12 protein-coding genes are annotated in these 12,845 nt (G+C 29.4%); 9 read left to right on the forward strand and 3 right to left on the reverse strand.

The window, feature by feature from the left end; translation table 11 throughout:
- Nucleotides 1–81 precede the first annotated feature (81 nt).
- The 5 genes from ACFYH6_RS00710 (at nucleotide 82) to ACFYH6_RS00730 (ending at nucleotide 4,043) form a co-directional block, all read left to right on the forward strand.
- Entirely contained in the window at nucleotides 82–1,440 is a 1,359-nt protein-coding gene (locus ACFYH6_RS00710) for a hypothetical protein (protein WP_416179791.1), read from the forward strand.
- A gap of 42 nt (nucleotides 1,441–1,482) precedes the next feature.
- Entirely contained in the window at nucleotides 1,483–1,989 is a 507-nt protein-coding gene (locus ACFYH6_RS00715; protein ID WP_416179792.1) for a hypothetical protein, read from the forward strand.
- Between the two features lie 125 nt (nucleotides 1,990–2,114).
- Entirely contained in the window at nucleotides 2,115–2,954 is an 840-nt protein-coding gene (locus ACFYH6_RS00720; RefSeq protein WP_416179793.1) for a hypothetical protein, read from the forward strand.
- Nucleotides 2,955–2,965: 11 nt separating this feature from the next.
- Complete coding sequence (locus ACFYH6_RS00725; protein WP_416179794.1) at nucleotides 2,966–3,787, forward strand: Mrp/NBP35 family ATP-binding protein; 822 nt, start codon at nucleotides 2,966–2,968, stop codon at nucleotides 3,785–3,787.
- Nucleotides 3,788–3,851: 64 nt separating this feature from the next.
- Nucleotides 3,852–4,043, forward strand: a complete 192-nt coding sequence (locus ACFYH6_RS00730) for a ferredoxin (RefSeq protein ID WP_316341858.1) — start codon at nucleotides 3,852–3,854, stop codon at nucleotides 4,041–4,043.
- A gap of 44 nt (nucleotides 4,044–4,087) precedes the next feature.
- Here ACFYH6_RS00730 and ACFYH6_RS00735 read toward each other — a convergent pair whose 3' ends face one another.
- From ACFYH6_RS00735 to ACFYH6_RS00745, 3 genes are all read right to left on the reverse strand, one after another.
- A complete protein-coding gene (locus tag ACFYH6_RS00735) occupies nucleotides 4,088–4,288 on the reverse strand; it encodes a hypothetical protein (RefSeq protein WP_316341859.1) in 201 nt (66 codons plus the stop codon).
- Nucleotides 4,289–4,358: 70 nt separating this feature from the next.
- The gene (locus ACFYH6_RS00740; RefSeq protein ID WP_316341860.1) at nucleotides 4,359–4,820 is read right to left on the reverse strand and encodes a PadR family transcriptional regulator; all 462 of its coding nucleotides are present in this window, start codon (nucleotides 4,818–4,820) and stop codon (nucleotides 4,359–4,361) included.
- 1 nt (nucleotide 4,821) lies between these two features.
- Nucleotides 4,822–5,667, reverse strand: a complete 846-nt coding sequence (locus tag ACFYH6_RS00745) for a DegV family protein (protein WP_416179795.1) — start codon at nucleotides 5,665–5,667, stop codon at nucleotides 4,822–4,824.
- 289 nt (nucleotides 5,668–5,956) lie between these two features.
- Here ACFYH6_RS00745 and nrdD point away from each other — a divergent pair, with 289 nt between their 5' ends.
- From nrdD to ACFYH6_RS00765, 4 genes are all read left to right on the forward strand, one after another.
- Complete coding sequence (gene nrdD, locus ACFYH6_RS00750; RefSeq protein ID WP_416179796.1) at nucleotides 5,957–8,071, forward strand: anaerobic ribonucleoside-triphosphate reductase; 2,115 nt, start codon at nucleotides 5,957–5,959, stop codon at nucleotides 8,069–8,071.
- 297 nt (nucleotides 8,072–8,368) lie between these two features.
- Nucleotides 8,369–9,532: a homocitrate synthase gene (gene nifV, locus ACFYH6_RS00755; protein WP_316341863.1), complete on the forward strand. Its 1,164-nt coding sequence runs from the start codon at nucleotides 8,369–8,371 to the stop codon at nucleotides 9,530–9,532.
- Nucleotides 9,533–9,549: 17 nt separating this feature from the next.
- Entirely contained in the window at nucleotides 9,550–11,472 is a 1,923-nt protein-coding gene (locus ACFYH6_RS00760) for an aconitate hydratase (RefSeq protein WP_416179797.1), read from the forward strand.
- Between the two features lie 98 nt (nucleotides 11,473–11,570).
- A complete protein-coding gene (locus ACFYH6_RS00765) occupies nucleotides 11,571–12,833 on the forward strand; it encodes a CapA family protein (RefSeq protein WP_416179798.1) in 1,263 nt (420 codons plus the stop codon).
- Nucleotides 12,834–12,845 lie beyond the last annotated feature (12 nt).

A 12,845-nucleotide genomic window follows, 5' to 3' on the forward strand; every position in this document is an offset into this window, starting at 1 on the left:
TCACGAGTTTTATTTTTAACATATTTAGATATGAGTAGCATATAATGTATTGAATTAATGTAAAATGGAGGTTCTAAAGGTTTGTCACAATTAAATAAGTTGTATAGAAATTTCATTATTTTACAAGAGGATGAAAGAGGCTACTCTAATTCAAACGACAAAACCTTATCAGGATATTCAAAGATAGAGGCTAAAGGAGATTCTTGCAAAATTTCCTTCTATGCTCAAAATCTAAGAAGGGATGAAGAAGAATATTGTATTTTAGCTATATGCAATAAGAAGGATACGAAGAAAATATTGAATTTAGGTAAAATATCAGTATCAGATGGTGGTAAGGCAGAAATAACTAAAGAATATCCATTAGATAATATAGCAGGGCTTGGTATATCTTATGACAAGATTTCAGGAGCTGCCATAGGAAAAGAGAAAAATGGTATTCCAATAATAGTTATGTGTGGTTTTATTAATGGTGAACAACCAAATGATAGTTGGAAAAATTATAAAATGGTAGATTGTAGCCATAATAAGACCAAGAATAAAATGGAATATATCAAGAAAGAAGAGAAAAAGAAGAAAAACAAACATAGAGTAGAAGAAGAAATTGACTCTATAGATACTTTAGAAGAAAAAATAGAAGAAAAAATAGAAGAAAAAATAGAAGTTGAAAGAGTAGAAGAAGTACAAGTAGAAGTAGAAAAAGAAGTAGAATTAAAGATAGAAGATGTTAGAAATGAAGAAGATATAGAAGATGAAATAATTGAAGAAACAGAAGTAGTATCTGAAGAAGAGGTTGTTAGAGAAAAGATAGAAATTGATGAGGAAGATACTAGAAGTAGTGAAGACGTAACTGAGGAAGTAGATGATGAAAATAATCCATTTACAAAACCTGATTATAGCCAAAATCCTTTTGATAGAAACTTAGATGGAAGCTTATATGGAATTGAAGATTTAAATAGAGGATATTTAAAAAATAAATTCGATGAATATGAGGAAAAATTAGAAGAAGAAAATAGTGAGTTTAAAATTAGAGGTAGTGTTGGTGAATATTTTGAAAGTATAGCTAGTGGATTTGAAAACTGTCGAAATAAATATGATGAAATTAAATTCTGTAAGTGGTATAAGGTGCCTGTTAATGATTTGCATGAAATGTGTAACATGTCTAACTACAATAGATATGCAGTAGCATATTACCCAATGCTAAATTATTATCCTTATATAAGAAAGCATAAACATTTTATGCTTGGATATAAATGCGATGAAGAAGGCAATTTAAGATATATTGTATATGGAATTCCTGGAGAAAAGAATAAGGATGAACAACCATATGAAGGAAAGACTGGATTTGTAACATGGGTTTCTGATGAATCTAGAGATGGAATGGGATGTTGGTTAATGTTCTATGATTTTAAAAATTCAACAGTTGTTGTACCTATGAAGTAGGTACAAATAAAATGTACTTATATATCCTAATGAGTATATTAAATGAATAAAAAAGTCTACACCATCATCCTAATGGTAGTTCTAATGGTAGTTATAGTATTAATGAAAAACTTATTCATAAAGAATATAGAAGAAATTGCAATATCAAATAATAATATCGAGAGTTTTAACAAGAATATGTTGAGAGAGGGAAAATATAGTTTTTCATTGCCAAGTGGATGGGATATAGATGAGCTAAAGAATAAAAAAGATGATACCATTGCTACCTTCAATAATAAGGAAGATATATATGGAAGTATATCCATTGTAAATAGTGATATAGATACTATTTATAATAATATAAAAGGAGATATAGTTATCAATAAAAATATTAAAGACCTTTATAATTGGAGGTTTATAGCTGAAAGTAATGGAAAAGATATTAGTAATTACTATATTAGAGATTACTCAGAGGGAAAAGTTCTTATAATTAAATTTTCTTATAGGGAAGGTAAAGAGAAAAAAAGTGTAAAAGTGGTTTTTGAATATATAGCCAAGAGTTTTATATAAAGACCCAATAAGATTTGCTATTAAAGAGTTAAAGTATTATAATTTAGTTATAGTTAGGAGAAGTAAATACTTCTCCTAATTAATTATAATGAATTGTAGGGATAACCTTTATATAGAGGGGAAGGATGTTATTGAAGAAAACAACGAAATATTTAATAACTGCAATAATGGTTATATTATCAATTAATTTATCATCATGTGGAGTTGTAGATAATATAAAAAGTGGTTTTAAAAATAAGAATAATTATTTTGACAATGCTGCACAAGTAGATCAGATAAGTATTCAAAGTGTTAGAGACAAATCCTTTAAATTTCTTGTAACAGATGAAAAAGCTATAGAAAATATGTATAATCTTCTATCTAAAGCTAAGATTAGTGAGACAAAATCAGACTTACAACCAGATTACATATTTGAAATTAAAGTTGGGGATGAGGTAAAGCAGTATAATTACGTAGTTGGAGCATATGAAGGAAACTTCTATAATGATGAAACTAGTTTTACTGTTTCAAAAAGGCTTGATGAAGGAATTCTTCAAAATTTATCAATAATAAGAAAACCAAGAGATTTTGAATACATATATTATGAACCAATTTTGGATGTTATTAATACTTTAAGTGAGACTTTAGACTATAAAGATAGAAAAGTTGGAATAGATATTAGAGATGATGTAGATTGTTTAAAATATATATTCTCTACTGATATAGAAAACTTTTTACAAAAGGCTAAAAAAACAGCACCTAATATTGGGCTTATAGAGAATACTTCAAGTGATTTTGACGTTATAGTAAGGATAAAAAATAGAGGGCATAGCACAACTGAATATAAAAGTAATATAACAGTAGAAGACAAAAAAGGAAATACTGAATATTACTATTATGTAGTTGGAACAAATCAATATAAAGAATGGAATATTAATGTCTATGAGGAAGAGGAACTTCCTAAAGATGTAGAAAAAAATTGGTAGGAGGTGTTATTATGTCAGATCAAGGAAAGCCAAAGAAGGTTTTAAACTTTGAACAAAAACCACCAAAATTAAAGCCTAAATATGGCATGATAAAAAATGTTATAGGAGTTATAAGTGGTAAGGGTGGAGTAGGTAAATCTACAGTTACAGGAATACTTGCTAGTACATTAAGAAAAAAAGGTTATAAGGTAGGGGTATTAGATGCAGATATTACAGGTCCATCTATGCCTAGATTTTTTGGGATAAACAATAAAAGAGCTCGTATAGAACCAATAGATGAAAACAACTTTAAATATTATCCAGTAGATTCAAAGGGTGGAGTAAAAGTTCTATCTATGAACCTATTAATACCTAAGGAAGAAGATCCTGTAGTATGGAGGGGACCTATGGTAAGTAGCGTTTTAACTCAATTATATACAGATACTGTTTGGGGAGAATTAGATTACTTATTAATTGATATGCCACCTGGTACTTCAGATATAACTTTAACTGTTATGCAAAGTTTCCCTATTAAGGAACTTTTAATAGTATCAACACCACAAGATATGGTGTCTATGATAGTTAAAAAGGTTATAGAAATGGCTAAGCAAATGAAATTAGATATAAGAGGTGTTGTAGAAAATATGTCTTATATAAATTGCCCAGGCTGTGATACTAAGATAAAGGTATTTAGTAAAAAGTCAGCAGATGAGCATGCAGAGTACTTAGGAGTACCACTAATTGGAGAATTACCTATTAATGTTGACTTAACAGAAGCTCTAGAAGAAGGTAATGCAGAAGAATATGTAAATAACAATGATTTATATTCTTTAATTTTTGAAGGCTTATATTAATACACATAAAATTAAAACTCATGGGAACAATAATACTGAAGTATTTATGAAAGAAGGGAAAATCATGAAAGCTCATGTAGATAAGGATACATGTATTGGATGTGGATTATGTCCATCAATATGTGAAGCTGTATTTGAAATGGATGATGACGGAAAGGCTGTTGCTAAAAATCCTGATGTTCCTAGTGAGAATGAAGATGAAGCTAAGGATGCAGAGGCAAGTTGCCCAGTAAGTGCAATTAGCGTATCAGAATAAAAAGATGCTTAACCAAGCATCTTTTTATTATTTTTTAAGAATTTTTAAAAGAAATCTACTAACTTGTCTTGAATTATTTTAGGTCTGTTACTTGGAGAATTACTACTAATATTTGAGTCAATATTAATTGTATCCCCTATATTTAAATAGTTTGATACTTGATTTAAAGGAACTTTAATTATAGTATCATCTTCTAATTCAACAAAAGCCTCAAAGAAATTATAATCAATTACTCTACCTTTCAAAAAATAACACCACCTATAAATTTAATAGTGTTATTATTCTCGTAATATAAATATTTTATACAAGTAATACTTACTTATATAAATCCTTATAAATTATTTTAAAAACCCTTAAGGATTCTTCAATTTTTTGTTTTAAAAGTTTTTTTCTTATTTCATATTCCTTGGATCCCTTAGGTGTTAAGGAATAAATCTTTTGAAATTTTTTCTTAGGATCATCCCATTCTCCAACAATATATTCTTCCTTTTCAAGTTTCTTTAATAATGGATATATTCCACCAGTACTTGGTACCCAAAGACCATTTGTTCTTTCGCCTATTTTTGTAGCTATATCATTTCCATTTGATGGGCCAATGCTAAGTATATGAAAAACATAAATAGGTAATAAACCTTTTGTAAATACTTGCCCAACAGATTCCTTTTCTTTTTGAATTTTTTTTAGCTCAGCAAGTTTTTCTTGATACTCTTGCTGAAGCCTTTTTTCTTCCTCTTTTATATCTTCTATGCTACTTAAATGAAGATTAAAGTCTTTCATATTAATCTACCCTTTGAATTGCTAGACCTAGTAAACCAGGGCCTCCATGTACTCCTAAAGCAGGACTGATTTGTGAAATATCAATACTTACTATATTATTTAAATCTTTTAATGTCTCTAGGAACATTTTAGCTTCCTCTAAAACACCAGCATGAAGCACCCAAACTTTACAAGGCCCTTGAGCAAGTGAATCTTTTAATATACCAGTAAGTTTAGTCATAGATTGCTTCCTACCTCTAGCTTTACAAACTGTATAGTAAATTCCATTTTCATCAACAGTTACAATAGGTTTTAAGTTTAACATATCACCTATAGTTCCAGCTACTCTTCCAATACGTCCGCCCTTTTTTAAGTATTCTAATGTACTAACAGTGAAATATCCAGTAATATTTTTTCTTATTGTTGGAATAGCAGACACTATTTCTTCAAAAGTTTTGCCAGAATTAATTAAATCAGCTACTTCCATTGCAACTATTCCTTCAGGCATAGCTAAAATTTTTGTATCAAAAACGTAAGATATTAATTTAGGATGATCTTCTAATGCTAATCTTATTGAATTAAAAGTTCCAGATAAGCCACTAGATATAGTTACAGCAATAACATGAGTATATCCATCCTTTTCTAGTGAAACAAGTATTTCTTCTAAATCTTCTGCGCTAGGAAGAGAAGTTTTAGGAACCTCTTTATCTAAGTTTCTGTATATTTCATCTGCAGATATCTCTACTTTATCCTTATATTCTCCATGAGAGTAAGAAACTCTAAGTGGAAGTAAATTAATATTTTTCTCTTTAATTGTTTCCAGAGATAAGTCACATGCGCTATCAACTATTAATGCTATTTTTTGCATAAAATCCTCCTAATAAAAATATAATCTTCATATTTTAATTATATCATAACTAACAACCATATCAATACTGATATAATTTTAAGTTATCAATACTGATATAGTTTAGTAAAAATAATTATGTTTTTGTCAAAAGCTAAAAATTAGTAAAAAAGGTTAATATAGAAATATATACCATAGGATTTCTATATAGCTACTGAATACTAAGTTTTTATCAATTGAAAAGAATATTTATACGTAATATAATTAAAACTAAGAACATACAATATATTGTGTTAGGGAGGTATATGAAATGCTATATGTAGTAAAGAGGGACGGTAGGGAAGTTCCTTTTGATTCTGTTAAAATAGCTAATGCCCTTAAAAAGGCTGGGGATGAAACTGGAGAAAAACTAAAGGAAAGTGAAATTTTAAGTATAGTACAAAAAGCAATAAATTACATTGAAAAAGAAAAAAATATAAATATTACTGTTGAAGAAATTCAAAATATAGTTGAGAGATCTTTAGTAGATATGGGGTATGAAAATATTAAAGCAGTTTACTCTAACTATAGAAAAGAAAGAACTCATATTAGAGAAATAAAATCTGACTTAATGAATGCCATTAAGAAAATCGGGGTAGAAACAGATCGAGATAATGCTAATGTGGGAAATAACTTTAGTTCAAAATTATTAAGAATAGCATCTGAATCAAATAAGTGGCATAATTTATCAATGATGCCTAAGGAGCTAGCCAAAGCCCATGAAAATGGAGATTTATATTTTCATGATTTAGATAGTTATAACTTAACAATTAATTGTCTTCATATACCAACTAAAGAAGTTCTTGAAAAAGGATTTAATACTGGATATGGAACAATTAAAAAACCGAGAAGAATTGAAACAGCTGCGGAGCTTTCTTGTATATTACTTCAATCTTCTCAAAATGATATGTTTGGTGGTCAGTCCCATCCTGATTTTGATAATGACTTATCCATATTTATTGAACCAACTAGAAAAGAAATAAAGGATGAACTTATTGAGCTAGGCATTGATAGTGAAAGAATTGAGGCTATAACAGAGAAAAGACTTAAAGAAAGAGTTCATCAAGCTATGCAAGGTATAGTTTATAATTTAAATACAATGCATTCAAGAGCAGGTTCTCAAGTTCCTTTTAGTTCAATTAATTTAGGAATTCCAAATTCAGATGATGCTGCATTAATTTGTGAAGTCTTTTTAAAGGAATATGAGAAGGGATTAGGAAAAGGAGAACAACCTATTTTCCCAAATATAATTTTTAGAGTTAAGGAAGGGGTAAATAGAGAACCAGAAGATAAATATCATTATTTATATCAATTAGCCTGTGAAGTAGCTGCTAAAAGAATGAATCCTACATTTATGAATATAGATGCAGATTTTAATAAGGAATACTATGATGCAGGATATATGCCAGCAACTATGGGATGCAGAACTTATTTAATGAAAAATGTTAATGGTGAACCAGGATGTAAAGGTAGAGGTAATATTGCACCTGTAACAATAAATTTACCTAGAATAGGAATGCAAGCAAAGGGTAATATAGAAGAATTCTTTCAAATATTAGATAAGAGATTAGAATTAGCTAAGGAATCACTATTACATAGATATAGTGTTTTAAAGAAACTTAGAGTTAAAGATTTACCTTTTGTAGCTGGGCAAGGATTATTAAAAGGCTCTGAAGGCTTATCTCAAGAAGATTCTATTGAACCAATACTAAAACAAGGTACATGGGGAATAGGATTTATAGGACTAGCAGAAACTTTAGTTGCTCTAACAGGATATCATCATGGTGAAACTATAGAAGCAAGAGAATTAGGAATAAAAATAGTTAGTTATATTAGAAGCTTTATAGATAGAACAACTGAAGAAACAAAATTAAATTGGAGTTGCTATGCTACTCCAGCAGAAGGACTTTCAGGAAAATTTATAAAACAAGATAAGAAAATATTTGGAATAATAAAAGGTGTTACAGATAAAGATTATTATACAAATAGTTTTCATATACCTGTTAAGTATCCAATATCAATAAAGAATAAAATAGATATTGAAGCTCCTTATCATAAACTTTGTAATGCTGGTCATATAAGTTATATAGAAGTAGATGATAGACCTTCTGGAGAAAATATAATGGATATATTAAATTATGCATATAAGAATACAAATATAAGCTATTTAGGAATTAATTTTCACATAAGATATTGTAAGAATTGCGGAGAATATTTAAATAGCAATGAAAGAAAGTGTTGTAATTGTGGCAGTGAAGATATTCAAGGTGTATCAAGAGTTACTGGTTATTTAAGCTTAGATGAAAGATTTGGGCCAGGAAAGTATGAAGAAAGAGCAGATAGAATATCTCATTCTAGTAAAAGAAATAATTATAATGTATTTTAATGCATAAATATAAGAAGTGAGAATACTTTTAAAAAGAAGTTCTCGCTTCTTTTATTTTTAAAGTTGCAAGATTTTTTATTTTTATTGCAAAAAAGTAAGAAAAAAGTTATAAAAAAATGTTTTTATAGATAAAAATGAAATAATTTTATTAAAACTTGCAATTTTTATATAAATCAATGGGATTTTCCTTGTTTGATATGAGTATATATGATAAAATGATTATTAATAATTTTTAGAAAAGACTGAATTTTCAGTTGGGGCAAGGGTTTAAAAAAATAAATCTAAGGGGGAAATTTTATGTCAGTGAAAAATATAAAAAATGGCAAAGAAGTCTTTATAGTAGACACTACATTAAGAGATGGAGAACAAACAGCAGGAGTAGTTTTTGCAAATGATGAAAAGGTTACAATAGCTACTATGTTAAGTGATATGGGTGTAGATCAACTTGAAGTTGGTATACCTACTATGGGTGGAGACGAAAAAGAAGCCATTAAGAAAATCGTAAAGAAAAATTTAAAATCAAGTATTATGGCATGGAATAGAGCTGTAATAAAGGATATAGAAGAATCTATAGATTGTGGAGTAGATGCTGTAGCTATATCTATTTCAGTGTCAGATATTCATATTAAACACAAACTTAAAACTTCTAGAGAATGGGTATTGGAAAATATGGTTAAGTCTGTAGAGTTCGCTAAGAAAAATGGATTATATGTTTCCGTAAATGGCGAAGATGCTTCAAGAGCAGATAGAGAATTTTTAGTTCAATTTATAGAAGAAGGTAAAAAGGCAGGAGCAGATAGATTTAGATTTTGTGATACAGTTGGCATAATGGAGCCATTTAAAATATGTGATGATATAAAATATCTTTATGAGAAGACTAAATTTGATATAGAAATGCATACTCATGATGATTTTGGTATGGCAACAGCAAATGCAGTAGCAGGTATTGTTGGAGGAGCATCTCATGTAGGCGTTACTGTTAATGGTCTTGGAGAAAGAGCTGGTAATGCTGCTTTAGAAGAAGTTTTAATGTCACTAATGTTTGTATATGGCTACAAAGGAAATATAGATACTACTATGTTTAGAGAAGTATCAGAATATGTATCAAGAGCTTCAGGCAGAATACTTCCATCATGGAAGGCAATAGTTGGTGATAATATGTTTGCACACGAATCAGGAATTCATGCAGACGGGGCAATTAAAAATCCAAAGAATTATGAAGCCTTTAATCCAGAAATAGTTGGGCTTGAAAGACAAATAGTAATAGGAAAACATTCTGGTAAAGCTGGAATTCTTAATAAGTTTAAAGAATATGGTATAGAACTAGATGATAATTCAGCTCAAGCAATCCTTCAAATAGTAAGGGCAACTTCTGTAAGATTAAAGAGAAGTTTATTTGATAAGGAGTTAGTACAGATATATAAAGAATACTTAAAGTTAAAAGAAGAAAGTGTAAATTAAGAAAGGGGCAATAAATAATGGGGGACAACTTAGTATATAAAATATTAAAAAGTCATCTAGTTGAAGGGACAGTTGAAACTGGAAAAGAGATAGGTATAAGAATAGATAGGACATTAACTCAAGATTCTACAGGAACTATGGCTTACTTACAATTAGAGGCTATTGGAATAGACAGAGTTAAAACTAAGAAATCTGTAGCATTTATAGACCATAATATGTTACAACAAGGATTTGAAAATGCTGATGACCATAAATTTATACAAACTATAGCATCAAAATATGGAGTTTATTTTTCTAAACCAGGTAATGGAATTTGTCATCAAGTTTTCTTAGAAAGATTTTCGGTTCCAGGGGATACCCTTATAGGTTCAGATAGTCATACTCCAACAGCAGGTGGAGTAGGTATGCTTGCAATGGGAGCTGGTGGACTAGATGTTGCATTAGCTATGGCAGGTGGAGCTTATTATATAAGTACACCAAGGGTATGTAAAATTAATTTAATTGGAAGACTACAACCTATGGTAGCAGCTAAAGATATAATTTTAGAAGTCTTAAGAAGATTAACAGTTAAGGGTGGAGTTTCTAGAGTTTTTGAATACACAGGAGAAGGTGTTAAAACTCTATCTGTTCCTCAAAGAGCAACTATAACTAACATGGGAGCAGAGCTTGGGGCTACTACTTCAATATTCCCAAGTGATGAAAAAACATTAGAATATTTTAAAGCCCAAGGAAGAGAAGCGGAATGGATTGAATTTAAACCCGATGAAGATGCAGTTTATGATGAAGAAATAACTATAGATTTAAATGAACTTAAACCTTTAGCAGCCAAGCCACATAGCCCAGATAATGTTGAAGAAATAGAGAGCATTGGTAAAATAAAAATCGATCAAGTAGCTATAGGAAGTTGTACAAATTCTTCTTATGAAGATTTAATGAAGGTTGCAAAAATATTAAAGGGTAAGAAAGTTCATGAGGATGTAAGTTTAGTTATAGCACCTGGTTCAAGACAAGTTATGGAAATGATAGCTAGAAATGGAGCCCTAGCAGATATAATAAGTGCAGGAGCAAGAATATTAGAAAATTCCTGTGGGCCATGTATAGGTATGGGACAAGCACCAGGAACACAAGGAGTATCATTAAGAACCTTTAATAGAAATTTCTATGGAAGAAGTGGTACCCTAACTGCTAAAGTATATTTAGTAAGTCCAGAAACTGCAGCAGTTTCTGCTATAAATGGAGTATTAACAGATCCTAGGGAATTTAATATAGATATTTCAGTAGAAATGCCAAAGGAATTTTTAATAGATGATTCCATGATAATTGAACCAGCAGAGAATGGAAAAGATGTGGAAGTAGTAAGAGGGCCTAATATACAACCATTCCCAGTAAATAGTGCATTAGGAGATATTTTAGTGGGGAAAGTTTTAATAAAATTAGGAGATAATATTACTACAGACCATATTATGCCTTCAAATTCTAAGTTATTACCATTTAGATCTAATATTCCTTATTTATCTGAATATTGCTTTAATACAGTTGATAATGAGTTTCCTAAGCGTGCAAAAGAAAATAATGGGGGTATAATAGTAGCAGGAAACAATTATGGGCAAGGGTCTAGTAGGGAACATGCTGCTCTTGTACCATTATATTTAGGAGTTAGAGCAGTAATTGCTAAATCTTTTGCAAGAATTCATAAAGCAAATCTTATTAATAATGGAATAATACCAATGGAGTTTGAAGCAGAGGTAGATTATGAAAAGGTAGGACCTTTAGATGACCTTGTAATAACAGATATTCAATCTGCTTTAGTTAATGGAAAAGCTATAGTAAAAAATATGTCTAATGAAAGTTTCTTTAGTGTTTATATTAATTTAACAGAAAAAGAGATAAAAGTAATAAAAGCAGGCGGAAGATTAAATTATGTTAAAATAACAGGATAAAAATTTATATAAGTAGCATACAAAATCATTATTTTGTGTGCTATTTTTATTTTAATTTTTGGGATATAATTGAAACAAAGGGTATATTAGGAGGAGAAATGAAGAGAAAAATAATACTTAGTTTATTTGTAATCATTTGTATAATACTAATTGTAGGTTTATTTTATATTCCTAAATTAGAAACATTAAAAAGACAATTAAATAATAATAAGATTGAAACACCAGAAAAAGAAGGAGAACCTATAGTAGAAGAAAAGGAAAAAATAAAAACTATAGAAATAGCAGCCACTGGAGATATTCTAATACATAAGGAAATATTAGAAACTCAATATGATGTAAAAAGTGATAGCTATGATTTTAAAAATACACTTCAATATGTAAAAGAGTATTTAAGTAATGTTGATTTAGCTATATCGAATTTGGAAGGTACTTTATCAGGTATAGAAAACTATGGATTTTCAGGATATCCTAGCTTTAATGCACCTGATGAATTAGCAGATGCAATGAAATGGTCAGGAATAGATGTAGTTAATAATATGAATAATCATTCTCTAGATAGAGATATTAGAGGGTTTTATAGAACTAGGGAGACCTTAGAAAATAATGGGTTTGACATAATAGGTACAAGGCCAAGTACTGATAATGATAGATATATAATAAAGGATGTAAAAGGGATAAAGTTAGGGGTTATATCCTATAGTTATACTATGACTTGTGAAGGAGGAGCTAGGGGATTGAATGGAACTCCAATATCAAGTGAGGTTTATCCACTAATGAATACTTTTAGAGAAGATTCCTTAGAAGAGGACTTTCAAAATATGAAAGAAGAAATAGATAAAATGAAAGCAGATGGAGCTGAAGTTATAATATTTTATATGCATTGGGGAGATGAATATGAGTTAGAGCCTAATGAAACTCAAATAAAAATAGCTAAATTCTTGGCTAATAATGGAGTGGATATAGTTTTTGCAACTCACCCTCATTCATTGCAACCAATAGATGTTATTAAATCAGAAGATGGTTTTCATGAAACCTCAGTTATCTATTCTATGGGAAATTTTTTATCTAGTCAAAGGACTGAAAGAATAGAAAATCCCTATACTGAAGATGGGGTAATTGTTTTTGTTAAAATTAATAAAAATGAAGACACAGGGGAAGTAAAAGTGGAATATCCAACTTATTTACCAACATGGGTTAATTGGTATGGAAAGGATGGGAAGCTATTTTATGAAGTAGTACCAGCAACTATTAATGATGCTTTATATTTAACAGAAGAAGGGAAAATAAGAGTAACAGAATCTTTAAATAGAAGTAGGAGTATTATTGAGTCATATAGTGATAAAATAAAAATAAGAGATTGAATTTAGAAAAGG

Source organism: Clostridium sp. HCS.1 (assembly GCF_047900555.1).
GTDB lineage: Bacteria > Bacillota > Clostridia > Clostridiales > Clostridiaceae > Clostridium.